At 75.2% G+C, this 24,040-nt stretch carries 25 protein-coding genes and 1 pseudogene; 14 read left to right on the top strand and 12 right to left on the bottom strand.

Annotated elements, in window-relative coordinates:
• Nucleotides 1–16: 16 nt before the first annotated feature.
• The 4 genes from CRP39_RS21580 to CRP39_RS21595 are packed head-to-tail and all read left to right on the top strand — an operon-like array spanning nt 17 to nt 5,816.
• On the top strand, nt 17–1,984 hold the full coding sequence (locus CRP39_RS21580; RefSeq protein WP_097208457.1) for a 3-oxoacyl-ACP synthase III family protein: 1,968 nt from the start codon (nt 17–19) through the stop codon (nt 1,982–1,984).
• A gap of 39 nt (nt 1,985–2,023) precedes the next feature.
• On the top strand, nt 2,024–3,517 hold the full coding sequence (locus CRP39_RS21585; protein WP_097208458.1) for an MFS transporter: 1,494 nt from the start codon (nt 2,024–2,026) through the stop codon (nt 3,515–3,517).
• Between the two features lie 16 nt (nt 3,518–3,533).
• A complete protein-coding gene (locus tag CRP39_RS21590; protein WP_097208459.1) occupies nt 3,534–4,796 on the top strand; it encodes an aromatic ring-hydroxylating dioxygenase subunit alpha in 1,263 nt (420 codons plus the stop codon).
• 9 nt (nt 4,797–4,805) lie between these two features.
• Nucleotides 4,806–5,816: a PDR/VanB family oxidoreductase gene (locus CRP39_RS21595; RefSeq protein ID WP_097208460.1), complete on the top strand. Its 1,011-nt coding sequence runs from the start codon at nt 4,806–4,808 to the stop codon at nt 5,814–5,816.
• 44 nt (nt 5,817–5,860) lie between these two features.
• On the opposite strand, the gene CRP39_RS21600 is transcribed toward CRP39_RS21595, so the two are convergent.
• Both CRP39_RS21600 and CRP39_RS21605 read right to left on the bottom strand, forming a co-directional pair.
• On the bottom strand, nt 5,861–6,058 hold the full coding sequence (locus CRP39_RS21600; protein WP_097208461.1) for a DUF6186 family protein: 198 nt from the start codon (nt 6,056–6,058) through the stop codon (nt 5,861–5,863).
• Nucleotides 6,055–6,444, bottom strand: coding sequence for a hypothetical protein (locus CRP39_RS21605; RefSeq protein WP_097208462.1), 390 nt, complete (start codon nt 6,442–6,444; stop codon nt 6,055–6,057). The genes CRP39_RS21600 and CRP39_RS21605 overlap by 4 nt, the downstream gene beginning before the upstream one ends.
• A 35-nt stretch (nt 6,445–6,479) precedes the next feature.
• On the opposite strand from CRP39_RS21605, the gene CRP39_RS21610 reads away from it, so the two are divergent.
• The 5 genes and pseudogenes from CRP39_RS21610 to CRP39_RS21630 form a co-directional block, all read left to right on the top strand.
• Nucleotides 6,480–7,163 carry a CPBP family intramembrane glutamic endopeptidase gene (locus CRP39_RS21610; RefSeq protein ID WP_097208463.1) on the top strand — a complete coding sequence of 228 codons (684 nt, stop codon included), beginning with the start codon at nt 6,480–6,482 and terminating at the stop codon, nt 7,161–7,163.
• A gap of 97 nt (nt 7,164–7,260) precedes the next feature.
• Complete coding sequence (locus CRP39_RS21615) at nt 7,261–8,130, top strand: tryptophan 2,3-dioxygenase (RefSeq protein WP_097208464.1); 870 nt, start codon at nt 7,261–7,263, stop codon at nt 8,128–8,130.
• A gap of 63 nt (nt 8,131–8,193) precedes the next feature.
• Complete coding sequence (locus CRP39_RS21620) at nt 8,194–8,376, top strand: hypothetical protein (protein ID WP_097208465.1); 183 nt, start codon at nt 8,194–8,196, stop codon at nt 8,374–8,376.
• Between the two features lie 30 nt (nt 8,377–8,406).
• Nucleotides 8,407–8,847: a flavodoxin family protein gene (locus tag CRP39_RS21625; protein WP_097208466.1), complete on the top strand. Its 441-nt coding sequence runs from the start codon at nt 8,407–8,409 to the stop codon at nt 8,845–8,847.
• A 91-nt stretch (nt 8,848–8,938) separates the two neighbouring features.
• Nucleotides 8,939–10,009: pseudogene (locus tag CRP39_RS21630) on the top strand (cation:proton antiporter); the annotation flags it as partial.
• 54 nt (nt 10,010–10,063) lie between these two features.
• Here the strand turns inward: CRP39_RS21630 and CRP39_RS28260 are convergent.
• The 4 genes from CRP39_RS28260 to CRP39_RS21645 all read right to left on the bottom strand — a co-directional run bounded on the left by CRP39_RS28260 (nt 10,064) and on the right by CRP39_RS21645 (nt 12,317).
• Nucleotides 10,064–10,711 carry a TMEM175 family protein gene (locus CRP39_RS28260; protein ID WP_311712024.1) on the bottom strand — a complete coding sequence of 216 codons (648 nt, stop codon included), beginning with the start codon at nt 10,709–10,711 and terminating at the stop codon, nt 10,064–10,066.
• Nucleotides 10,708–10,869 (bottom strand): hypothetical protein, encoded by a 162-nt coding sequence (locus CRP39_RS27025; protein WP_172442566.1) that lies wholly within the window; start codon nt 10,867–10,869, stop codon nt 10,708–10,710. The genes CRP39_RS28260 and CRP39_RS27025 overlap by 4 nt, the downstream gene beginning before the upstream one ends.
• A 143-nt stretch (nt 10,870–11,012) precedes the next feature.
• Entirely contained in the window at nt 11,013–11,507 is a 495-nt protein-coding gene (locus CRP39_RS21640) for a hypothetical protein (protein ID WP_097208467.1), read from the bottom strand.
• Between the two features lie 51 nt (nt 11,508–11,558).
• Nucleotides 11,559–12,317 (bottom strand): hypothetical protein, encoded by a 759-nt coding sequence (locus CRP39_RS21645; protein WP_097208468.1) that lies wholly within the window; start codon nt 12,315–12,317, stop codon nt 11,559–11,561.
• 156 nt (nt 12,318–12,473) lie between these two features.
• On the opposite strand from CRP39_RS21645, the gene CRP39_RS21650 reads away from it, so the two are divergent.
• From CRP39_RS21650 to ggt, 3 genes are all read left to right on the top strand, one after another.
• Nucleotides 12,474–12,992 (top strand): copper chaperone PCu(A)C domain-containing protein, encoded by a 519-nt coding sequence (locus CRP39_RS21650; protein WP_143426723.1) that lies wholly within the window; start codon nt 12,474–12,476, stop codon nt 12,990–12,992.
• Between the two features lie 74 nt (nt 12,993–13,066).
• Nucleotides 13,067–13,939 (top strand): alpha/beta fold hydrolase, encoded by an 873-nt coding sequence (locus CRP39_RS21655; RefSeq protein ID WP_097208470.1) that lies wholly within the window; start codon nt 13,067–13,069, stop codon nt 13,937–13,939.
• 83 nt (nt 13,940–14,022) lie between these two features.
• The gene (gene ggt / locus CRP39_RS21660) at nt 14,023–15,831 is read left to right on the top strand and encodes a gamma-glutamyltransferase (protein ID WP_097208471.1); all 1,809 of its coding nucleotides are present in this window, start codon (nt 14,023–14,025) and stop codon (nt 15,829–15,831) included.
• A 32-nt stretch (nt 15,832–15,863) separates the two neighbouring features.
• Here ggt and CRP39_RS21665 read toward each other — a convergent pair whose 3' ends face one another.
• The 4 genes from CRP39_RS21665 to CRP39_RS21685 form a co-directional block, all read right to left on the bottom strand.
• Complete coding sequence (locus tag CRP39_RS21665; RefSeq protein ID WP_143426724.1) at nt 15,864–17,486, bottom strand: alpha/beta hydrolase; 1,623 nt, start codon at nt 17,484–17,486, stop codon at nt 15,864–15,866.
• A gap of 184 nt (nt 17,487–17,670) precedes the next feature.
• Entirely contained in the window at nt 17,671–18,696 is a 1,026-nt protein-coding gene (locus CRP39_RS21675) for an LLM class flavin-dependent oxidoreductase (RefSeq protein WP_097208474.1), read from the bottom strand.
• A gap of 94 nt (nt 18,697–18,790) precedes the next feature.
• Nucleotides 18,791–19,216 (bottom strand): nuclear transport factor 2 family protein, encoded by a 426-nt coding sequence (locus CRP39_RS21680; protein WP_172442567.1) that lies wholly within the window; start codon nt 19,214–19,216, stop codon nt 18,791–18,793.
• A 165-nt stretch (nt 19,217–19,381) separates the two neighbouring features.
• A complete protein-coding gene (locus tag CRP39_RS21685) occupies nt 19,382–20,080 on the bottom strand; it encodes a Clp protease N-terminal domain-containing protein (RefSeq protein ID WP_097208476.1) in 699 nt (232 codons plus the stop codon).
• A gap of 150 nt (nt 20,081–20,230) precedes the next feature.
• Here CRP39_RS21685 and CRP39_RS21690 point away from each other — a divergent pair, with 150 nt between their 5' ends.
• The gene (locus CRP39_RS21690; RefSeq protein ID WP_245854028.1) at nt 20,231–20,773 is read left to right on the top strand and encodes a bifunctional adenosylcobinamide kinase/adenosylcobinamide-phosphate guanylyltransferase; all 543 of its coding nucleotides are present in this window, start codon (nt 20,231–20,233) and stop codon (nt 20,771–20,773) included.
• A 47-nt stretch (nt 20,774–20,820) separates the two neighbouring features.
• On the opposite strand, the gene CRP39_RS21695 is transcribed toward CRP39_RS21690, so the two are convergent.
• Nucleotides 20,821–21,270: a DUF5709 domain-containing protein gene (locus tag CRP39_RS21695; RefSeq protein ID WP_097208477.1), complete on the bottom strand. Its 450-nt coding sequence runs from the start codon at nt 21,268–21,270 to the stop codon at nt 20,821–20,823.
• A gap of 213 nt (nt 21,271–21,483) precedes the next feature.
• Between CRP39_RS21695 and CRP39_RS21700 the strand changes: the two genes are divergently transcribed.
• Nucleotides 21,484–23,259 carry a DUF2207 domain-containing protein gene (locus tag CRP39_RS21700; RefSeq protein ID WP_097208478.1) on the top strand — a complete coding sequence of 592 codons (1,776 nt, stop codon included), beginning with the start codon at nt 21,484–21,486 and terminating at the stop codon, nt 23,257–23,259.
• Between the two features lie 63 nt (nt 23,260–23,322).
• Here CRP39_RS21700 and CRP39_RS21705 read toward each other — a convergent pair whose 3' ends face one another.
• Complete coding sequence (locus CRP39_RS21705) at nt 23,323–23,526, bottom strand: cold-shock protein (RefSeq protein WP_097208479.1); 204 nt, start codon at nt 23,524–23,526, stop codon at nt 23,323–23,325.
• Nucleotides 23,527–24,040 lie beyond the last annotated feature (514 nt).

Here is a 24,040-nt window from a genome sequence, read left to right on the forward strand (position 1 = left end):
CCCGAGAGGACCAGGCATGAACGCGTTCGTCCTGAACCGGCACGGCCGCATGGTGTTCCCGTCCAACATCGTCCCCGAGCTGGACTTCTCGACGGTGGAGACGCTGGAACAGCTCGACAGCGTCATCCAGCGGGACTTCGAGACCAAGGCCCCCAGCGGGACCGACATCCTCGACAAGGTCCGCACCGGCGGCTACGCCACGCGCTACGCCCTCATGCGCGACCTCGCGCTCAACCTGTTCTGGGCCAACCGGTTCTCCATCACCATGTACGAGAAGCGGCCCACCCGCTGGGCCGACGTCCCGCGCAACCGGCCGGACGTCTTCCTGCCGGTCGTCGAGCCGTGGGAGGAGGGGGAGACGAAGGTCGCCGCCGTCCGCGAGGCCTACGCGGCGCTGCCGGCGCAGTGGGACGCCGAGGTCGAGGACCGGGTGTTCGGCGTCCTGTTCGACGTCTTCGGCAACCGCAAGCACCACGCCACGACGCTGCCGGCCATCAAGCCCACCGTGGCGGAGTTCCTGGACAAGCCCGGCGGCCTCACCTTCCGGCTGCCCTCCTACGACCCCGACTACCCGGTCTACGACTACCGGGACATCCTCGACTGCGACGAGGAGGTGCCCGAGCTCGAGGCACTGCACCGCTGGGCCATGGTGCTGCACAACCAGTACCCGTGGGACCGCACGCAGGTGGAGCTGGCCGAGGCCGGCCAGCTGTCCGACGACGACTTCGTCGTCGTCTTCACCCCCCGCGACAAGGCGGTCCGCGACTTCCTCCGCCGGCTGGAGGACGGCGCCACGAGCCGGCCGGCGCCGCAGCCGCGGGAGTCCCGGCAGCCGGCGCGGCCCTACCGGGAGGTCGACGTGCGCCGCGACTTCCGGGTGATGCCGCGGCTGGAGGCGCTGGCCGCGGTGCACGGCGACCAGGTGTGCAGCAACGACGACCTGATCCGCAACACCGCCTACAACTGGTCGCCCATGAGCGCCGCGGAGATCAGCCAGAAGACCGGGATCGAGCAGCGCCGGTACAGCTCGGTGACCGTCGAGGAGCTGGCGCTGCAGGCCGCCGAGGCCGCCCTGGCCAAGTCCGGCCGCGGACCGGAGGAGATCGGCGCGGTGCTGGTGTGCACCTGCACCAGCTCCCGGCTGATCCCCTCGCTGGCCACCTACCTGTGCGGCCAGCTCGGCATGTACCAGGTGGCCGCCGCCTACGACCTCATCGCCGCCTGCGCCGGCATGCCGTACGGCCTGGCCGACGCCACCCGGCTGCTGCAGGAGGTCGAGCGGCCGGTGCTCATCGTCTGCGTCGAGAAGTTCTCCGACAAGATCGGCAACGTCCGCACGTCGCGGATGATCTTCGGCGACGGCGCGGCCGGGATGGTCGTCGGCCCGGCGCCCGAGGGCGCCGACCCCGACCTGCTGGTCATGAAGACCTACGCCAGCGGGCCGGCCAGCGAGGTGAACTCGATCCTGTGGCCCAACCCCGAGTTCGACAACAACATCACCGTGTTCGGGCCGCAGGTGAAGGCGCTGGCCGGCCGCTACCTGGCACAGATGATCGAGGAGCTGTCGGAGCTGCCCGACCCGGACGGCCGGGCCGGCTCGCTGATGGAGAGCGTCGACCTGATCGTGCCGCACCAGGCCAACAAGACGATGGTGATCCAGCTGGCCGAGCGCGCCGGGCTGACCGCCGACCAGCTCTACTTCAACATCGAGACGGTCGGCAACACCTCCTCGGCGAGCATCCCGCTGGCCATCCACGACGCGGTGCGCGACGGCGTCCTCACCGAGCCGGCCCGCCTCTTCGCGCCCGGGTTCGGCGCCGGCGCCGTGGCCGGCTACGCGATCATGCGGCTCGACCCAGCGGTCGTGGCCGTGCAGACGGCGGCGGCGCCCACGGCGGGGGAGCAGCCGGCCGCGTCGGCGGCCGAACCGGAGCCCGGCGAGCTGCCGAAGCCCTCGGACGACGTCGGCGTCGCCTTCGGGTGACCCGCGGCGCAACCGAGCTCGGACCGGGAGGGGGCGACCGTGGCAGGGGGCACGCCCGAGGGCGACACCGCCGACAACGAACTGCTGTTGGAGGACCACCGCGACGGCCATCCCGTGGCGCCCTACCGGGCGCTGTGGGCGGTTCTGCTCCTCGGCTGGGTGGTGAGTTACGCCGACCGCACCGTCACCGGGCCGGTCATCGCCTGGATGATCGAGACGGAGTCCGGGTTCATCGGCGACGCCAGCAACCCGGCGACCGTCGGCGGTCTGGTCGGCTCGATGTTCTTCCTCGGCTACATGCTCACCCAGTACCCGGGCGGGCGGCTGGGGGACCGGTTCGGGCACCGCGAGATGATCATCGTCTCGCTGCTGGCCGCCGCCGTGCTCACCGTCGTGTCCGGCCTGATGACCGGTCTGGTCGCCTTCGTCGCGGCCCGGGTGCTCACCGGCCTGGGTGAGGGCGTCTTCTACTCCAACGACCGCACGCTGATCATCAACCACACGCCGGTGGCCAAGCGGACCCTCGGTCTGGGCGTGGTCATCACCGGCCTGTCGATCGGCCTCACCCTGGGCATCGTCCTCACCCCCGTCCTCATCGACTGGGGTGGCGCGCTGGGCATGGGGGACGGCGCCTGGCGGGTCCCGTTCTTCGTCTTCGCCGCCGCGACGTTCGTCGTCGTCACCATCGCGTTCGTGTTCTTCCGCGCGCGGCTCGGCGGGCCGATGCGGCTGGGCGCGCCGTTCGTGCAGCTGGCCGCGTTCTCGGCGCCCACCTTCGTCGTCATCGTGGCGCTGTTCCTGCTCGCCGACACCCTCGAGTGGCCGGAGTGGCTGACCGCGACGATCGCCTCGGTCATCGCGCTGGTCTACATCGCGGTGATCGTCCGCGGCGTCCAGCGGTCCGGTCGCGGGGCGGCGCTGCTCAACCGCAACATGTGGCTGATCTACGTGGCCTACATCGCCATCCTGTGGAACCTGTGGTTCTTCAGCTTCTGGTCGGTGCAGATCGTCCGGGAGGCGGCGGAGAGCAGCCTGATCGCGGCGGCCCTGACCGCGGCGTTCAACGCCGGGGCCGGGATCCTCGGCTTCCCGGTGGGCGGCTGGCTGGCCGACCGCGCCATCCGCACCGGCCGCGGACGCAAGCCGCTGGCGCTGGTGTGCACCGGGGTCTACTCCGTCCTGGTGCTGGTCTTCGGCTGGAGCATCTCCGGTGGGCGGGAGCCGTCCCTGCTCCTGCTGGGCGTGCTGCTGTTCTCCTCCGGCGTCTTCTTCAACGCGCTGCAGCCCATCGTGCAGGGCATGACCGGCGACCTGGTGCCGGCCGGGGAGCGGGGCGCGGCCTTCGGGATGCTCAACCTGGTCTCGGAGATCGGCGCCGTGCTCAGCCCGGTGGTCAGCGGGATCCTGCGCGACGCCACCGGCAGCTGGGCCACCGGCGTCTACGTCGCCGCCGGGATCATGATCGTCTCCTTCTTCCTCTACGCGTTCGTGAGGGAGGCCCCGGCCCACCACGAGGACCCGATACCGGCCTGAGCTCCTGGAGGAACCCGTGTCACAGCCCGCCCGGCCCGGTGCGGCACCCGCCCACGCCGCCTTCCGCAGCTTCCCGTCCAACGCCTGGTACGCCGCGGCGTGGGACCACGAGGTGGGCCGCAACCTGCTGCCCAAGACCATCGCCAACCGGCCGATCGTCTTCTACCGCACCGCCGGCGGCCGCGCGGTCGCCCTGGCCGACGCCTGCTGGCACCGGCTGGCGCCGCTGTCCATGGGGAAGCTGCGCGGCGACGACGAGGTCATGTGCGGCTACCACGGCATCTGCTACGACGCCGACGGCCGTGCCACCTTCATGCCGGCGCAGGAGACGATCAACCCGAGCGCGACCGTGCACTCCTACCCGGTGGTCGAACGGCACCGCTACGTGTGGGTGTGGCCCGGTGACCCGGCGCTGGCCGACCCCGACCTCGTCCCCGACCTGCACATGAACGACCACCCCGACTGGGCCGGCGACGGCAAGACGATCCACGTCAACTGCAGCTACCAGCTGATCGTCGACAACCTCATGGACCTCACGCACGAGCAGTTCGTGCACGGGTCGAGCATCGGCCACGACGCGCTGTCGGAGTCCGACTTCGAGGTCACCCACGACGCGCACACGGTGACGGTGACCAAGTGGATGCTCGGGATCGACCCCCCGCCGTTCTGGAAGCGCAACCTGCAGGACCGCTTCCCCGACTACGAGGGCCCGGTCGACAGGTGGCAGATCATCCACTTCACCGCGCCGTCCACGGTGGCCATCGACGTCGGGGTCGCCAAGGCCGGCACCGGCGCCCCCGACGGCGACCGCAGCCAGGGGGTGACCGGCACCGTCATCAACACCATGACCCCGGAGACCGACCGCACCTGCTTCTACCTGTGGGCCTTCGCCCGCGACTGGTGCCTGGACAAGCAGGTCATCACCACCCGGCTGCGCGAGGGCGTCTCCGGCGTCTTCTTCGAGGACGAGGTGATGCTCGAGGCGCAGCAGCGCGGCATCGAGGCCAACCCCGACTACGACTTCTACAACCTCAACATCGACGCCGGCAGCATGTGGACCCGCCGCATCGTGCAACGCATGATCGACGCCGAGCGGGGGTCCGACTCCGAGCCGCCCGACGAGGCCTCCGGCGACGCCGCGGTGGCGATGGGCGCGGTCACCGGCGCGGCCAACGCCGCCGTGCACGAGGAGGGCACCGGGATGGCGGCCGAGGTCGCCGGCGGCATCGCCGGGCACCGGCAGCAGCCGACCGTGGGCCTCATGGGCCGCGGGCTGTAGGCGCCGGCGATGGCGGCCACCAGCGCCAAGAAGTGGCGCCGGGCCCGGGTGCTCGACGTCTGCGAGGTCGCCGAGCACGTCCGCCAGGTGGTGCTCGAACCCGAGCACCTGGAGGCGCCGGCCGCTCCGGGCAGCCACATCGACATCGGCGTCTACGTCAACGGCCGGGCCGACGTCCGCTCGTACTCCGTCGTCGGGATGGGCGCCTACGGCACCGAGATCGTCCTGGGCGTGCAACTGGCCCGGCAGAGCCGGGGCGGCTCGGCGTACATGCACGCGCTGCGCCGCGGCCAGGAGGTGTCGATCACCCAGCCGCTGCAGAACTTCCCGCTCAACTACGGCAAGCCCGCCTACGTGCTGGCCGCCGGCGGCATCGGGATCACCGCGCTGGTCGCGATGGGCAGGGCGCTCAAGGCCCGCGGCGCGGACTACCAGTTCGTCTACGGCGCACGTTCCCGGGGCCTGATGGCCTTCGCCGACGAGCTGGTCGCCGAGCACGGCGACCGTCTGGAGCTGCGCGTCGACGACGAGGGGACCGGCCTGGACGTCGCCGGGCTCGTGGCCGGCGTGCCCGACGGCGGCGAGCTCTACGTCTGCGGCCCGACCCCGATGCTCGACGCGATCAAGGCGGCCTGGGCCGCGGCCGGACGGCGCCCGGCGGACCTGCGGTTCGAGACCTTCGGCAGCAGCGGCCGGTTCGCCCCCGAGGCGTTCACGGTGCGCATCCCGCGGCTCGGGCTGGAGACCGTCGTCCCGCACGACGTGTCGATGCTGGAGGCGCTGGAGGCCTGCGGCGCTGACCTGATGTTCGACTGCCGCCGCGGCGAGTGCGGCCTCTGCCAGGTCAAGGTGGTCGACGTCGAGGGCGTCATCGACCACCGCGACGTCTTCCTCAGCGACGCCCAGCACCAGGCCGGCGACCGGCTGCAGTGCTGCGTCTCCCGGGTGGTCAGTGCGCGCACCGGCGGACTCGCCGGAGCCGACGGGCAGCCGGCCGTGGTCACCATCGACGTGCCCTGACCGGCGGCCCGTCCGGGCGGCTGGGCGGGTCGCCGACCGGGGCGTCAGCGGGCCAGGAAGTGCACCCCGAGCCACAGCCAGACGACCAGGACCGCCGCCCGGCCGGGTGTCGTCCGCATGGCGGCGCCGACCGCCCGGGCGACGGTCACCCCGCAACTCCCTCGCCGGGCGGCGACCTGCAGCGCGAGGGCGGTGAGCAGGAGGAGGGCGAAGCCGACGACGCTTCCCGCCGTGCCGCTCACCCCGGCCGCCGCGGAGAGCGCGGACGGGTGGCGATCCAGGCACCGGCCGCCAGCCAGCACGCCGTCGCGGCGGCCCGCGCGAGCGGGTGCGCCAGCACCGGGTCGGCGAGGTCGCTGAGCGCCGGCAGGCCGCCGTGGGCCAGCGTCGCCGTCTCCCACGCGACGGCCGCCGCCAGCCACCCCAGCCAGGGCAGGCCCCGCCGGCCGACCGGCGGCGCCGCCTCGCCGGCCCGCCGGGCCAGGGTCACCCCGGACACGACGAGGCCGGCCCCGACGACGGCCGCCAGCGCGACCGGGGAGAGCTCACCGGCGATCGCGACCGTGGAGACGCACGTGCCCGACAGCACCGCCAGGGTGAGCCGACGGGGTCCGGGGGAAGACAGCACCCGTGCATGCTGGTGCCCCCGACCACCGGAGCGCGATGGCCCTCGGCGCCACGCTGGTGGTCGTCCTCGGAGCCTGGAACATCGTCGTCGTCCCCCGGTTCCCCGCGCGGCCGGGGGCGTACGTGGCAGCGAACGGAGCCGCCACCGCTGTGCTGCTGGCGGCCGCTCGGGCCGCCGGTCTCGCCTGGGCGGACCTCGGCCTCGACCGGCGCCGGCTCGCGGCGGGGGCACGGGAGGGCGGGGTGTGCGCCGCCGTCGTCGCCTCCGGCTACGCGGTCGCGCTGGCCGTGCCCGGCGCCCGGCCGTTGCTGGCCGACGCCCGGGTGGCCGGTCTCGACGGCCGGGGGATCGCCGGTCAGGTGCTGGTCCGGGTCCCGCTCGGCACCGTGCTGTGGGAGGAGGTCGCGTTCCGGGGAGCGCTGCCGGCCGTCCTCGCCCGGCTGGTGTCCCCGCGCCGGGCGGCCGGCGCCTCCGCCGCCCTCTTCGGCATCTGGCACGTCCGGCCCACGCTCGACGCCCTCGCGGTCAACGGCCTGGCGACCAGGCCCCGGGAGCGGGTGGCGGCGGTGCTCCTGGCCTGCCTGAGCACGGCGGCCGCGGGCCTCCTGTTCGCGCAGCTCCGGCGGCACAGCGGCAGCCTGCTCGCCCCCGCGCTCCTCCACCTCGCGGCCAACTCGCTGGGGATCCTGGCCGCGGCCGCCGCCCACCGGCTCCGCTGAGCCGGCGAGGGTGCGGAGCCGACCACAGGACCGCGCTCGACCCGTGCCCCGGACTCCTCTGGCTCACCGCAGGGTCGTCCGGCGCTAGGTTGGCCTGATGGCACCGCCGGAGGAGGGCCGGGACCGCTCGGTCCGCCCCATGGAGAGCTCCATCCGCACCGGGCTGACCCGGGGCTCGACGTACGCCGGCTACCTCGACCTGGACCGGCTGCTCAGCGCCCAGCACCCGCGCAGCGAACCCGAGCACCACGACGAGTTGCTGTTCATCGTCCAGCACCAGACCAGCGAGCTGTGGTTCAAGCTGGTCCTCCACGAGCTGCGGGCCGCCCGGCGACACCTGGCCGACGACGAGCCCGCGCCGGCGCTGAAGTGCCTGGCCCGGGTCAAGAGCATCGAGCGGACGCTCACCGAGCAGTGGTCGGTGCTGGCCACCCTGACCCCGCGCGAGTACGCCCAGTTCCGCGGCGTCCTCGGCTCCGCCTCGGGATTCCAGTCCGCCCAGTACCGCGCCGTCGAGTTCATCCTGGGCAACAAGAACGCCGCCGTGCTCGCGGTCTTCGACGGCGACCCCGACGCCCGCGCCGTGCTCGACGGCCTGCTGGCGGAGCCGACCCTCTACGACGAGTTCCTGCGGATGCTGGCCCGCCGGGGCTTCGCCGTCCCGTCGGAGGTCCTGACCCGCGACGTCCGCGAGCCGTGGGAGTTCCAGCCGGGGCTGGTGCCGGTGTTCCGCGCGGTCTACGAGGACCCCGACGCGCCGTGGGACGTCTACGAGGCGTGCGAGAGCCTCGTCGACATCGAGGACAACCTGCAGTTCTGGCGCTTCCGCCACCTGCGCACGGTGCAGCGCACGATCGGCGGCAAGACCGGCACGGGCGGCTCCTCGGGCGTGGGTTTCCTGCGGCGGGCGCTGGACCTCACCTTCTTCCCCGAGCTGTACGCCGTCCGCACCGAGATCGGGACCTGACGGCTTGTCCCGGCGCAGGCTCGGGACGAGCATGGCGACGCCGTCCAGCACGAGGAGGCCGCGATGACCCAGGACCGCACGGACCGGACCGGCGACTACGGCTACGACCTGGCGCACGAGGACGCGACGGCGTCACCGGGGCCGCCGGCGCAGCCGCACCCTGGGCCGCCGCCGCCGCCGGCCGGCCCGGACGAGGACGCCGGTGACCACTCCTACGACGAGGCGCACGACTTCCGGTCGCGGTGACCGGCCGGCCCGCCGGGGGATGATCCGGGGGTGCCGCGCCTGCTCGTCGTCCACCACACCCCGTCGCCGTCCCTGCAGGCGGTGCTCGAGGCGGTGCGGGAGGGCGTCGCGCTGGTGGACGGCGTCGAGCTGACGGTGCGCCCCGCGCTGTCGGCCGGGCCCGCCGACGTGCTCGCCGCCGACGGCGTCGTGCTGGGCACCCCCGCCAACATCGGGTACATGTCCGGCGCCCTCAAGCACTTCTTCGACACCGTGTACTACCCCTGCCTGGACGCCACCGTCGGCCTGCCGTACGGGGTGTACGTGCACGGCAACGACGACACCGCCGGCGCGCTCACCAGCATCGCCCGCATCACCGGGGCGTTGCGCTGGAAGCAGGTCGCCGCACCCCTCAGCCTGACCGGCACGCCCGGACCGGCGGACCTGGAGGCCTGCCGGGAGCTCGCCGCGACGGTCGCGGTGAGCATCTAGCGAGCAGAATCCCCCGGCAGCAGCGGCCGGACGACGGGAGAACCGGGTGGACGGCGTCCTCGTGGTCGACGCGCTCGTGCCCGTCCTGGCCGTGGCGCTGCTGGCCCCGCTGGTGGTGGGGCTGCTGCCCCGCCTGCCCGTGCCGCAGGTCGTGCTCCTGCTGGCCGGCGGCATCCTGATCGGCCCGGAGGTCCTGGGCCTCAGCTCGCCGTCCGGGGTCCAGGTACTCGCCGACGTCGGCCTCGGCTTCGTGTTCCTGCTCGCCGGATACGAGGTGGACCTGCGGCTGTTCCGGGAGGACGCCGGACGCCGGGCCGTCGTCGCCTGGACCGTCTCGGTCGTCCTGGCCCTCGGCGTGGTGGCGCTGCTGGCCACGGCCGGCCTGGTCCAGGCGTTCGTGCCGGTGGCGCTGGGCCTGACCACCACCGCGCTGGGCACGCTGCTGCCCGTGCTGCGCGAGAACGGGCTGCTCTCCGGGCGGCTGGGGCGGTACCTGCTGGCTGCCGGCGGCGTGGGGGAGCTGTTCCCGGTGCTGGCGATCGCGCTGCTCCTGGGCGCCCAGAACCGGTTCACGGCGCTGGCCTCGCTGGGGGCGGTGGCGGTGCTCGCGGTGCTGCTGGCCCTGGCCCGGCGGGCGGTGCGCGACGGCGGGCGGCTGGCCACGGTGGTCCTGCTCGGGCAGCACGAGACCGCCCAGATCACGCTGCGCGCGACGATCCTGCTGCTGATCACGCTGATCGCCGTCACCGACGAGTTCCACCTCGACGCCGTCCTGGGGGCCTTCCTCGCCGGCGTCGTCCTGCGGCGGTGGGCGGCCGGGGCGTCGCCCGTGCTGGAGTCCAAGCTCGACGCCGTCGGCTACGGGTTCTTCATCCCGGTGTTCTTCGTGTACTCGGGGATGAGCCTGGACCTGCACTCGATCGCGGAGGCACCGCTGCGGGTCGCGCTGTTCCTCGCGTTGATGCTCGCCGTGCGCGGCGCGCCCGCGCTGCTGGTCTACCGCGGCGTGCTGACCTGGCGGCAGCGGAGCCAGACCGCGCTGGTGACGGCGACCGCCCTGCCCGTGCTCGTCGCGCTCGCCGAGATCGGGGTGCGCAACGGCACGATGCTGCGGGAGAACGCGGCGGCGCTGGTGGGTGCCGGTGTGCTGACCGTGCTGGTGTTCCCCGCGCTGGCCGTCGCCTTCGGCCGGCCGGCGCCGGCCCCCGCCGGGTCCTCAGCCCGGCGTCCCGGCCGACCGGCGGAGCAGGCGCCGCTCGAGGGGACCGGTGACCAGCAGCAGGAAGAGCCCGAGGTAGTTGACCGCCGGGACGAGCACCCCCAGGACGAGGGCCACGACGATGGTCGCCGTCGTGACCAGGCCCGGCACGGGCGGCGCCGGGCGCGTCCCTGACCGGCGCAGCCACCCCCGGCGCCAGATCAGCACGCTCAGCGCCGTCAGGCACGCCGAGCTGGCGGCCATCGTGCCGATGTAGACGGCGACGGCCAGCCGGTCCGCGCCGTACACGGCCACGGCCTGGGTGGCGAAGGGCAGCAGGACGATCGTGAGCAGCCAGACCAGGTTCACCGCGACGAAGGCCCGGTCGTAGGCGCCGACCTGCTCGACGAGCCGGTGGTGCACCAGCCAGAGCCGGGCGATGACGGCGAAGCTGAGCAGGAAGGCGCCGAACTGGCCGGCGTCGGCGGCCAGGACCTCGGCGAGGTCGTCCTCGGGCGCCACGTCGGCTAGGACGTCGACCAGCGGCAGGACGAGCAGCGTGATGGCGATCGCCACGACCGCGTCGATGAACGTGATGAGGCGGTCGAGCCCCCGCGCGGTCGGCACGGCGGGGGACGCGCGGGCCCGGCCGGCCTCCGCACTCACGCGGGGACCCGCTCGTCGACCGAGGACCGCGCCCGGCCGTCGTGGTTCCGCCCGGTGGTGGTGAGCACCCCGGCGACGTCCGCGGCCCGGTGGTACACGCCAGTCAGCACGTCCCGGGTCGCGACGTCGACGTCGCCGTCCTGGGAGAAGGGTCGCATCGGCCCTGCCGCCTCTCCGCCGGGAACCGTGGGACGACGATGCCGGGGTCGGCGCGCGCGGGACACCCCTGCGCGCACCGGCGCCGCAGGTCGGGACGTGGTGCGAGGGGCGCGTGCGGGTGCGTGACACCCCGACCGGCCGCTCACCGGTGGATCTCCACCAGCAGCACCCACGCGTTGGCGGTCGCCCCGCCCAGCCCGGAGACGACGGCCGCTGCCAGCCAGTACAACCCGCCCCCGGCACCGGCGAGCAGGGTCGCCCCGCAGGCGACGAGGGCGGCGGCCGGTACGAGCACGATCGCCGCGTGGACCAGCACCCGGTACGCCGGGGCGGTCGGGTCAGCGCGGCCCCCGCGCAGGGGCGGCAGCGCGCTGCCGGCCAGGAGGACACCGGTCGCGCCGTGCTCCAGGCCGAGCACGGCGACGGGTTGACCGGGGGCCAGGACCAGCACGCAGGTCACCAGGAGTGCCATGAGGAGGCCGAGGCTGCGTGCCGCCCGTCCGGGGAGGTCCGGGAACTCGAGGATGCGGGCCAGGTTGATGGAGACGGCCACGAAGATCAGGCCGGCCAGCGCGGCACAGGCGCCCACCGTGGCCACCGCGAAGTCCGACCAGGCCTCGGCGTCGTAGGCGTCCATCGTGATCGACCTCCCGGGACGGTGCGGGCTCGCTGCGCCGACCTCGGCCGGTCATCGCTCCGCGTGCGGCGCGCCGACCACCGTCGCCGGGCGCGCTGCGTGGGGCACGTCGGCGAACAGGTCGACCAGCGCGTCCCAGCGGGTCCGCCGGCCCGGGGGGAACCGGGCCTCCGACCTCCGCCGCCGCGCCGACCCCGGGAGGTACCGCCGGCGGGCCCAGTACGAGGCCGGGCGGGCCAGCCGCACGGCGGCGACCAGCGCCACCACCGGCACGAAGACGCCGACCACGCCGAGCACCGCGCGGCCTTTCAGGATCGCCACCAGCGCGCACGCGAGGTCCAGCACCACCGTGACCGCCAGCGGCAGCTCGCCCGCGTGCCGGTCGGCGTCGAACGGGTTGGCCCCCACCAGCAGCAGCCCGCCGACGACCAGCGCGATGAGGACCGCGTCGATCGAGCTGCGGCCCTCGCGCGACCAGTACACGTCCTCCAGGTGCAGCCACAGCGCGAACTCGTCGAGGGTGAGCGCCGCCCCCACCCCGAACAGGACGGCCACGACGTCGAGCCAGGCGCCGCCCGGCCGATAGGTCAGCAGCACCGTGCCGGTGCCCAGCAGCAGGAAGATGCCGTAGACCTCGTGGTGCAGGTGCACCCCGCCGATGCTGGCGTCCCGGAACGGGCCGCGGCCGGTGCGGATGGCCCGCGTGACGAACCGCGTGGCCAGGAAGGTCACCAGGAAGGCGCCCAGCATCCACGCGACGACGGTGCGCCGGCCGGCCAGCACCGGGAGGAGCTCCAGCTCGACGTCCACCCGCCACCGCCCTCTCCCGGCCCGTCCTGCGATGGTGCAGCCCGGACCGGACGGGGACCAGGGGTCCCTCCCCGCGGGGCCGCGGCCTCTGGTGTCGACGGCGGGGGAGGAGGAGCGTCCGCGCGGAACGCCAGACACGACGGAGGGAGACGCCCCGTGCGACACCCTGGACCGCCCCGCCCTCCCCGTTGCGGCCGCTGGGTGGTGCTGCTCGCCGCCGGGATCCTGATGCTGGCGGGGTGCGCTGCCGGCAACGACGCCGAGACGGCGCAGGAGACCCCCGACGTCGCTGGGGTCGACGGCACGGTCGGCCGGGTCGCCCTGGACGACGTCTTCCTCGACGCCGAGGACACCGTCGCGGCAGGTGCCGCCGTGCCGCTGCGCGGGGTGCTCACCAACGACGCCGAGGAGGCCGACCGGCTCGTCGGCGTCACCACGCCGGCCGCGCGGTCGGTCCAGCTGCTCGACGCGTCCGGACAGGTCAGTCCCGCGGGCATCGAGCTGCCGGCCGGGGGCCAGGTGGAGGCCGTCACCGACACCGTGCGGATGCAGCTGGAGGGCGTGACCGAGCCGATCGCGCCCACCGACACCGTGCGGGTCACCTTCACGTTCGAGACGGCCGGGGAGGTGGCGCTGGACGTGCCGGTCGCCCCGGGCCCCGGCCCCGTGGACTGAGCGGCACGACGGGCCGGGCGCACGCGGGCACCGGTCGGGAGGGTCGTCCGGCGGGAGGCGGGTACCGCAGCGACGTGGACGGCGACGCGGGACCCCGTGAGGGCAGCATCCGGCTCCCGGACGGCCGGGCGCTGGCCTACGCGGAGTACGGCGACCCGGACGGCCGGGTGGTGCTCGGCTGCCACGGCTCGCCGAGCTCGCGGCTGGAACGGCACGTGGCGGACCCGGCCGACTACCGCCGCTGGGGGGTGCGCTTCGTGGTCCCCGACCGGCCCGGCTTCGGCGGCTCCGACCCGCAGCCCGGCCGGCGGGTGACCGACTGGCCCGACGACGTCCGCCAGCTGCTGGACACGCTGGGGGTGGGGCAGTTCGCCGTCCTCAGCCTCTCCGGCGGCGCGGCGTACGCGCTGGCCTGCGCGGCCGCCTTCGGGGACCGGGTGCGGGCGGTCGGCGTGCTCGGCGGGGCGCCGCCGCCCGACGTCCCGTGGCCGTGGCACGACTGGGTGCCACACCAGCTGCGGTCGGCAGCGCGGCGCTCGTCGCCGGTGGCCGCACTGCTCAAGCCCCTGTTCATCCCCGCCGCGCGGCGTCCGGGGCTCATCCCGCGGTACCTGGAAGCGCGGCTGGCCCCGGCCGACCGCCGGGTGATCCGGCGCCCGGTCGTCCGGCGGCTCCTGGTCGCGACGTTCACCGAGGGCATGCGCCACGGCCCCGGCGCGGTCGCCGAGGACCGCGCGCTGCTGCTGCGTCCGTGGGGCTTCCCACTGTCGACGGTGAGCCAGCACGTGCACGTCTGGCACGGCACCCAGGATTGGGAGGTGCCGGCCGCGCTGGCCCGCGTGCTCGGCGCGATGCTGCCCCGGAGCACGGTGCACTGGGTTCCCGGCGGGGGCCACTTCTTCGTCTTCGACCACGCCGCCGAGGTGTACGCCGTGCTGCGCGGGTGACCTGGGGCGTCGTCCCGGCTGGCGGGGGCGCCGCGGCGGGTGTGCGATGGGACGGCGTTGTCGAAGCCTCCCCGGGAGTCGCCATGCCCCGCCGTGCCCCCACCCTGGTCGCCCTCGCCGCGCTGGCCGCCGGCGTGGCCACCGCCCCGCCGGCCGCCGCCGCCGGCCCGGACCCCGGCAAACAGCCGGTGGCGATCGGCACCGGCGGCGCGGTCGCCACCGTGGACCCCGACGCCACGCGGATCGGCCTCGAGGTCCTGGCTGCGGGGGGCAACGCCGCGGACGCCGCGGTCGCCGCGGCCGCCGCGCTGGGGGTCAGCGAGCCGTACTCGGCCGGCGTCGGCGGTGGCGGCTTCTTCGTGTACCACGACGCCGCGACGGGGACGGTCTCCTCCATCGACGGCCGCGAGACCGCGCCGCAGGCGATGGGCCCGGACGCGTTCCTCGACGAGGCAGGCGCCCCGCTCCCGTTCCAGGAGGCGGTGCAGAGCGGCCTGTCGGTCGGCGTGCCCGGGACGCCGCTGACGTGGGAACGCGCGCTGGCGGAGTTCGGCACCCGGTCGCTGGCCGAGGTGCTCGAGGGCCCGACCCGGCTGGCCGAGGACGGGTTCGTCGTCGACGAGACGTTCCGGCAGCAGACCGCGGAGAACGAGGAGAAGTTCCGCCGGTTCGACGCCTCCGCGCAGCTGTGGCTCCCCGGCGGCGCGCTGCCGGAGGTGGGCTCGGTCTTCCGCAACCCGGACCTCGTGCGCACCTACGAGGTCCTCGCCGCCGAGGGGGCCGGGGCCTTCGCCACCGGGCAGTTGGCCGACGACGTCGTCCGCACCGCCCAGGACCCGCCGGAGGCCCCCGGTGCTGCCGCGGTGCGGGGCGGCCTGCTCGCCGCGGCCGACCTCGCCGCCTACGACGCGCCGCTGCGCGAGCCGACGCGGATCGACTACCGCGGCCTGGAGGTCTACGGGATGGCGCCGCCGTCCAGCGGTGGCTCGACGGTCGGTGAGGCGCTCAACGTCCTCGAGCGGTTCCCGCTGGGCTCCCTGTCCGACGTCGACGCCCTGCACGTGTACCTGGAGGCGTCGGCGGTGGCCTTCGCCGACCGCAACGCCTACGTGGGCGACCCGGCGACGACCGAGGTGCCGCTGGCCGAGCTGCTGTCCGACGGCTTCGCCGCGGAGCGGGCCTGCGCCGTCGACCCGGCCCGGGCGGCCGCCCGGCCGGTGCCCGCCGGGACGCCGGACGGCGCCTACGACCCCTGCCCCGCGCCGGTGGGGGCGACGGTCGGTGGGGGCAGCGAGGGACCGTCGACCACGCACCTGACGGTCGCCGACGCCGAGGGCAACATCGCCAGCTACACGCTGACGATCGAGCAGACCGGCGGTAGCGGGATCACCGTCCCCGGCCGCGGGTTCATCCTCAACAACGAGCTGACCGACTTCACCTTCGCCGCGGCGGACCCGGCGCAGCCGGAGCCCAACCTGCCCGGCCCGGGCAAACGGCCGCGCAGCAGCATGGCGCCGACGATCGTGCTGGACGACGGTGCCCCGGTGCTCGCCCTCGGCTCCCCGGGCGGTGCCACGATCATCACCACCGTGCTGCAGACCCTGGTGGGCCGGCTCGACCGCAACGCCGACCTGGGTGAGGCGATCGCCGCACCTCGGGCCAGCTCGCGCAACGGCGCCACGACGGACGCCGAACCGGCCTTCCTCGAGGCGTACGGGGCCGACCTCACCGCTCGGGGTCACGCCTTCGCGGAGGTGGCCGAGATCGGCGCCGCGACCGGCGTCGAGTTCCTGCCCGGCGGGCTGCTGCTCGCCGCGGCCGAGCCGCAGCGACGCGGCGGCGGCAGCGCCGGCGTCGTCCGCGACGTCCTCGTCGAGGGGGGCGCCGGGTAGCGGCACCGCCGGTGACCGGCGGTGCCGCTGCCTCAGCGTCCGCCGGCGAGCACGCCGGTCGCCGTGGTGACCGACAGCGGGAGGGTGGTGGCGGTGACCACGGAGACCGGTGCCGGCGAGGGGGCGGTGAAGGGGACCTCCTGCGGGCAGACCGTGCCCTCGGCCGGCAGCACCCCGGAGACCAGGTAGCTGTCGGTGGCGCTGTCGACGCAGGAGGAGTTGCCGCCGTAGGCGGTGTGGCCGTCGCCGTCCATGGTCAGCAGCCGGGCGTTGCCGAGCTGGCCGGCCAGCGCGGACGCCCCGGAGTACGGCGTCGCCGGGTCGTGCGTGGTGCCGATGACCAGGACCGGCGGTGCCGAGGCATCGGTGGTGAACGGGCCGGCGAAGGCGTCCGCGTCGTCCGCCGGCCAGAGCGCCTGGTAGACGACTCCGTGCGCGCCGACGATGCTCCAGAAGTGGGGGTACTCGGCCCACTGCTCCGCGCTGGCCCGCAGGTAGGGATCGAGGTCGGCGGGCCAGCGCATGTCGACGGCCTGGATGGCGGAGAAGGCGTCGCTGGTGGGGTCGTCCGGCGGGAAGAGCAGGGCGGACAGGGCCCGGACGAGCGAGCCGTCGCCGTCCTCGGCGGCGGCCAGCGCCATGGCGAGCAGGCCCCAGACCTGCTTGGCGTAGAGCAGCCCGAACGTCACCGCGCGGATCTCGTCCGCGGTGACCGGGGTCGGGTCCTCGGGGAAGCCGGGGGCGGGGAGCGGGCTGGCGACCGCGGTCGCCAGGAGCGCGTCGAAGGCGGCCTGCGGATCGCTCCCGCCGAAGCCCGAGCAGGCCGCCTGGTCGGCCGCACAGGCGTCGAGGAAGCGGTCCAGGGCGTCCTCGAAACCGGCGAGCTGCACGCTCCTGAACGGCACAGGGTCGGTGGCGTACAGCTCGGGGTCGACGGCGCCGTCCAGGACGAGGGCCCGGTACCGGTCGGGGAAGAGGCTGGCGTAGGTGGCGCCGAGGAAGGTGCCGTAGGAGAAGCCCAGGTAGCTCAGCTGCTCCTCGCCGAGGGCGGCGCGCAGGAGGTCCATGTCCCGGGCGACGTTCGCCGTCGACACGTGCTCGAGGACCGCCCCGTTGTTCTCGCGGCAGGCGTCCACGTAGCGCTGGCTGACGGCGACCAGCGCGTCGACGTCGAGCTCCCAGGGGCTCTCGGCTGTGGGGAACGGCTCCGGTGGGGCGTCGCAGTCGACGGCGGGGGTGCTCTGGCCGACGCCGCGGGGGTCGAACCCGACGATGTCGAAGCGCTGGTTGAGCAGGCCGAAGAGCCCGGCGCCCAGGGCCTGGAAGTACTCCGCGGCCGGGCCGCCCGGACCGCCGAAGTTGACGAACAGCGACCCGATGCGGTTGGCCTGGTCGGTGGCCGGCACCCGCGCGACGAAGACGCCGACCTGCTCCCCGCCGGGGTCGTCGTGGTCCAGGGGGAGCGGCGCCCGGGCGCACTCGACCCCGGCCGCGGTGCCCTCGGGGGTGGTGCCGCAGGGCGCCCAGACCAGTGTGGGGACCGGCACCGGCGTGGCCTCGGGGGGCGCCTCCGGCTGGGCGTTCGCCACGGCCGGGGCGGCGCCGAGCAGCAGGGCCACCAGCCCGCCGACGACGGTGGTGCGACGAGGCGTCATGGGGACACCGACCCCTCCGTGACGGGGCGCGACCGACGCGCGCCCGCTGGCTCGGTCGCGGGCAGTCAACCGGGACCCCGGTGCCGCCGTCACGGGTCGGCGGTTGCGTCCTCGGTGGGTTCCGGAACTCCTCCCGCGCGCCCTCGCGGTGCGGGTGTGCCGGCTGACCTGCCGTGGCCGGGCATCAGGTCGTGGGACGCCAGCCCAGTGCGGGGCCCAGCCGCGTCGCGACGTCGGTGAGGATCTGCTCGTAGTCGGCGTCGGTGAAGCTGAAGGGCAGCGCGAAGACCACCTCGGTGACCTCCTGGAAGCCGGCGTGCGCGTACAGCTGCTCGGCGATCTGCTCCGACGTGCCGACCAGGTCGCGGGCGAACAGCAGCCGCGCGGGCCCCTGCGGGCTGGTCGTCCGCGGGGTGCGGGCCGCGACGTAGGCGGCGTACCGGTCGCGCTGGTCGGCCGTGGCGCTGTCGGTCGGGATCACCACCAGCCCCTGGGAGACCCGCGCCGCGTCGCCGTCGGGGTGGGCGGCCCGGAACGCCCGGACGTGCGAGCGCTGGATCCCGGCGAAGTCCGTCGACCCGGCCTCGGCCTTGACCACGCTGGACGTCAGGAAGTTCACGCCCTGCTCGCCGGCCCACTGCGCCGAGCGCAGGCTGCCGCCGCCGTACCAGAGCCGCCGGCCCAGGCCGGGGGAGTGCGGCTGCACCCGGTCCGACCACTCCTCGACGACGCCCTCCCGCCCGGCGAAGGTGCTGGCCGGCTCGCCGCGGACCAACCGCAGCAGCCGGGACACCCGCTCGTAGGAGAAGTCCTCGACGTCGGCGGTGTCCGGGTAGAGCGCTCCCTTGACGTCGTCCCAGTGCATCGGCGGGCCCACGCTCACCCCCGGGTTGAGCCGGCCGCCGGAGAGGACGTCGACCGTGGCGAGGTCCTCGGCCAGCCGCAGCGGGTTCTCCCATCCCAGCGGGATCACCGCGGTGCCGAGCTCGATGCGCCGGGTGCGCTGCGTGGCGGCGGCCAGGACCGCGACCGGCGAGGAGATGCCGTACTGCAGATGCCGGTTGCGCACCCACGCGCTGTCGAAGCCGAGCCGCTCGCCGAGCTCGATCACCCGCAGCGTCGTCTCGTGCCCCGGGCCGGGGTCGGCGCCGTCGAACGAGCCGATGGTCAGGAAGCCCAGCTTCTGCAGCGGGACCGACGGTGCGGGCATGCGGGAACTCCTCGGGACGGCGTGGCCGTGATCATCCCCGAGGGCGTCCGGGGCCGAGGCGGTGGCCGGGCCGGGACCGCCGGCCGGTGCGGGGCTACGTCGCGCCGGGGCCGTCCGGGGGCACGTTCCGCCAGAGCTCGTCGAACGCGATGCTGTCGAAGAACGCCGTGCCGTCGACGACCTTGCCGTCGCGCAGGGTCATGAACCAGGCGTAGGTGTTGCGGTAGGTGGTCCCCGCCGTGGTGGTGCCCTCGCCGTCCCACACGACGACGACGGTGTCCCCGTCGGCGTGGACGGCGCGGACGGTGACCGGCCGGAACGGTGCGTCCGGCCGGAACCGCGCTCCGAAGGGGTGCAGCACCTCGTCGCTGAACTGCTGCGCGCTCGCGTACGTCCCCGCCACCGACGACCGACCGACGATCTCCCAGGTCATCTCGTCGGCGAAGATGCCGGCCACGTACCCCTCGCCGCGTGACCACGCCGCGAAGGCGTCGGTCACGATCTCCCGGTTCGACGTCACCGTTCCGACCTCCTCGGACAGTGGTTCGCCGGTCCGGCGTCACCCCGGACGGCGGCGGCCCCTGGGTGCCGCCCGGGTCATCCTGGCGCGCGGAACCCGATCGCAGGGGCGTCGGGGCGCTGCGATGCGGGGTGGGCGGTCCTGCCGCGGTGCTCGCGCTGTGGGTCAGCGCCCGGTGAGGTGCGCCTCGACGGCGGCCTTGGTGACGCCCAGCGCGGCGAGCACCCCGGTGCTGTCCTCGGCCTCCAGCACCGCCAGCAGCACGTGCCCGCCGCCGATGGCGTCGTCGCCCCGGCGCAGCGCCTCCCGGAAGGTGAGCTCGAGGGTCCGCCGCGCGTGCGCGTCGAACGGGATCAGCTGGGGGACGTCGTCGGCGGCCGGCGGCAGCGACGCGGTGGCGGTCCGCCGGACGGCGTCGAGCGACGCCCCCGCCGCCACCACCGCGCGGGCCGCCTCGCTGTCGGCGTCGGCGACCAGGGCGAGCACCAGGTGGGTCACGCCGATCGTCGCGCTGCGGGCCTGCCGCGCCTGCTCCTGGGCGCCCACGACGACGGCCCGGGCCTCCTCGGTGAACCGGCTGAACCCCTGGCTCGGGTCCAGTGGCGCGTCGGCCGGCCTCGGCACGAAGCGCTTCTGGGCCGCCTGCTTGGACACCCCCATGCTGCCGCCGATGTCGGACCAGGAGGCGCCGGCCCGGCGGGCCTGGTCGACGAAGTGCCCGATGAGGTGGTCGGCCACCTCGCCGAGGTGCTCGCCGAGCAGGACCGCGCCGGAGAGCTGGTCCAGGGGCGTCTCGTGGGCGCGGGTGACCGCCGCGATGAGGTCGTCGAGACGGACGGTGCCGGAGGCTGGAGATTGCGTCATGTCGTCAACCGTAGGTTGACGCGCTTCGTTTCGTCAACCGTGGGTTGACGTCGACGCGGGCCGTAGGTTGTCCCGACTCCCACCCCCGACGTCTGGACGCCGGATGCCGACTGCCGCACCGCCCACCCCACCGCCTCCCGACGCGCCCGCGTGATCGGCCGGCCGCGACGGGTGCTCGTGCTCGGCGGCGCACGGTCGGGGAAGTCGACGTTCGCCGAGGGCCGGCTGCACCGCGTGCGGGACGTCGAGTACGTGGCCTGCGGGCCGGTGCCCGACGCCGCCGACCCCGAGTGGGCCGACCGGGTCGCGCGGCACCGCGCCCGTCGCCCGCCGGCCTGGCGCACCGTCGAGACCCTCGACCTGGCCGGAGTGCTCTCCCGCCCGGGCACGCCGGTGCTGGTGGACTGCCTCACCACCTGGCTGGCCGGCACCATGGACGCCTGCGGCCTGTGGTCCGGCGCGCCGGACGCCGACGCCCGGCTGGCCGCGGCCGTGGACGCGCTCGTGGGCGCCTGGGCCACCACGCCGCGCCGGGTGACCGCGGTCAGCAACGAGGTCGGCAGCGGGGTCGTGCCCGCGACGGGGGCCGGACGGCGCTTCCGCGACGAGCTCGGCGCCCTCAACGCCCGGGTCGCCGCGACCGCCGACCGGGTCTGGCTGCTGACCGCGGGGATCCCGCAGCGGCTGCGCTGACCGCCCCGGGCGGGCGCCGGCCACGCCGTCGGCGGCTCGGCGACCGGCTACCCGTCGTCGGTCGCGCGGTCGCTCACGAGGTGGACCGCCGCCTCCTCCGCCGAGGCGGCGCCACCGTCGATGCCGCGGTCCCAGGCGGTCAGCTCCGCCTCCGTGTCGGCCCCCGTGCCGTCGTCGTCCTCCGCGAGCCGGCCGGCGCGGGCGTCCCCGACCTCCTCGTCGAGCAGCTCCCCGTCGGTGTCGGAGGCGTCCCCGAGCCCGTCGCCGTCGGCGTCCCGGGGTTCGGGCACCTCACGGGCGAGGCGGCCGTCCAGGCTCTCCCCGCGCTCCTCCTCGTCGCCGGTGGTACCCCAGTCGTCCACCGCCCAGGGACGCTCGGCCGGCGACCAGCCCTCGTCGAGGGGGTCCGAGCCGCGGGCGTCGAGGCTGTCCTCCGGGTCCAGGACGCCGGAGTCGTTCTCGCCGTCGAGGTCGTCGGGGCTGCCGTACGGGAACATGCGGGCCTCCTGGCGTCGCCGGTGGACGCGGGCAGCCTGCTCCGGTCGCGGCTCCGGCACCACCCGCGGCCGCGTGATCGCGTGCGCGTGCGCGGCCGGCCCGGCGGGTCGCGGCGGACGGTGCGGCCGGGCGCCGAGGGGAGGCTGCCAGGATCGGGTGCGAGGTCGCCGGTCCGCGCCGGCGGGTCCCGACCACGACCGGAGGCAGAGCACATGGCGGTTCCGACGTCGTCCCGAGGGCGGCGGCCCGCGCGGGTCCTCGGCCTGCTGCTGCCGGGGGCGGTGCTGGCCCTCGCCGGGTGCAGCGGCGAGGAGGCGGCGGAGGGGATCCGCTCCTACGACGTGCGCGTGCAGGTCGCCGCCGACGGGTCACTGGCCGTCGAGGAGACCATCGACTACGACTTCGCCGGGGAGGAGCGGCACGGCATCGTCCGGCTGCTGCCCGACCGCGCCCCCTTCGCGCAGAACCGCGACCGCGTGTACCCCGTCACCGACCTGGCCGTCGAGAGCCCCACGGGGGCGCCGGTGGACACCGAGGTGACCGACGAGGGCGGCGCGCTGAGCATCCGGGTCGGCGACGAGGACACCGAGGTCACCGGCCGGCACACCTACGTCCTGGCCTACCGGGTGGCCGCGGTGGCCGACCGCGGCGCCGACGGCGACCGGGTCGCCTGGAACGCCGTCGGCACCGGCTGGGAGGTGCCGATCGACGACGTCGAGGTCGTCCTGTCCGGTCCGGTGGAGCCGGTCACCGCCTCGTGCGCGGTCGGCGGCGAGGGGGAGCGGACCCGCTGCGCGGCCGAGGTCGGGCCGGGCGGCGAGCTGCGCGCCACCGCGTCCGGTCTCGACGCGGGTGAGGGCGTGACGGTCGCGGCGACGTTCCCGGTCGGCACCCTCCCCGGCGCCGCGCCCCGGTACGAGGACACCTTCAGCCCGGCGCAGGCCTTCCGCGCCACCCCGGCCACCGTGGGGGTCGGGCTCGCGGCGCTGCTCGCCGTCGTCCTCCCCGTCCTCGCGCGGGCGCGGCGCGGCCGGCCGGCGCGGGACCCGGGCCCGGCGGCCCCCCAGCTGACGCCGCCGCGGGACGCCCGCCCCGGGCAGCTGGGCACCGTCCTGGACGGCCACGCGCAGCGGCACGAGGTGACGGCCACCCTGCTCGACCTCGCCGTCCGCGGCCACCTGCGGATCGAGGAGGTCGACGACGCCGACGCCGGGCGCGAGACCGGTGACCCGCCGGCGGACTGGCGGCTGGTCCGCACCCCCGGCGACGCCCGGGGCCTGCGCGGGTACGAGCGGGAACTGCTCGAGGGCCTGTTCGCCGACGGCGAGGAGACGGCGCTGTCGGACCTCCAGCCCCGGTTCGGGGCACTGGAGACGCGGGTGCGCGCGGCCCTGTACCGCGACGTCGTCGAGCTGGGCTGGTTCGTCGCCGACCCCGCGGCCGTCCGGCGGCGCTGGTACGCCCTCGGTGCGGCCGCTCTGGTCGCCGGCGTCGTCGCCACCGTCGTCCTGGCGCTCACCTCGACCTGGGCGCTCGCCGGCACCGGGCTCGTCCTCGCCGGCCTCGTCGTCCTCGGGACCGCCGGGCGGATGCCGCAGCGCACAGCGGCCGGCGAGGAGCTGCGCCGCGCGGCGGCGGCCTTCCGCGACCACCTGGCGACGGCCGGACCGCGCGAGCCGGCGGAGTCGGTGCGGGTCCCCGATCTCGCGGGGGCCGCGCGCACCGACGTGGCGGTCCGCCACCTGCCGTACGCCGTGGCGCTCGGTGTCGCCGACGAGTGGTCGCGGCGGCTGACCGCGGCCGGCCTGGACGCCACACCGGACTGGTACACGCCCTCGGCCCGCTACGGCGGGGTCCCGGTGTGGCCGGCGCTGGTGGCGTTCTCCTCCCCGAGCAACCCGGTGCTCACACCCCCGGCCACCGGCGGGAGCGGCGGGGGCGTGTCGGTGGGCGGCGGAGCCGGGGGCGGTGGCGGCGGCAGCTGGTGAGCGCGACCCGGACACGACGAAGGGCCCCGGCGCAGCGCGCCGGGGCCCTTCGTCATGCGGCGATCAGACGGGGCGGACGTTCTCCGCCTGCGGGCCCTTCTGGCCCTGCGTGACGTCGAACTCGACCTTCTGGCCCTCGTCCAGCGAGCGGTAGCCGTCGCTGGCGATGGCGGAGTAGTGGCAGAAGACGTCGGCGCCGCCGCCGTCCTGGGCGATGAACCCGAAGCCCTTCTCCGCGTTGAACCACTTCACAGTGCCCTGAGCCATGTCACATCTCGTTCCGTGCTGGAGGTGTCCGGACCGACGTGTGCCGGACCGGGATCGCCGCACCGACCGGAAGGACCGAGAGGAACGTCAGGCAGAGACTCCTGCGGACGTTCGAGAACGAGGCAGAGGCGCAACAGCGACCGCCGCCCACCATACGGCCTGCGGGCCGGTTCCGCTGCGGAGCCGGTCACACCTGCCCCGTCCGGGGGTGGCCCGACGCCGCCGGCGGTCACCAGCGCAGCGGGTCGGTGACGCGGGTGTGGGCCGTCCGGCAGGCGCGGCAGTTGCCCCACGTGACGATGGCCAGGGGGGTCGTCGGGGTGCCGCACTCGGGGCACTCCACCACCTCGCCCGACCGCGCCCGGGCGTCGGTGATCTCCCGGGACCGCTCCTCGTGGATGGTCTCGTCGCCCCGGCACGGGCACCCGAGGTGGGCTTCGGCGCAACGGCCGTGGTTCGTGGTGATGGGGTTCCCCTTCGCTCAGGGGGAACGCTACCCCGGTTGCGGCGGCCC

The sequence above is a fragment of the Geodermatophilus sabuli genome (genome assembly GCF_900215145.1).
GTDB classification, from domain to species: Bacteria; Actinomycetota; Actinomycetes; order Mycobacteriales; family Geodermatophilaceae; genus Geodermatophilus; species Geodermatophilus sabuli.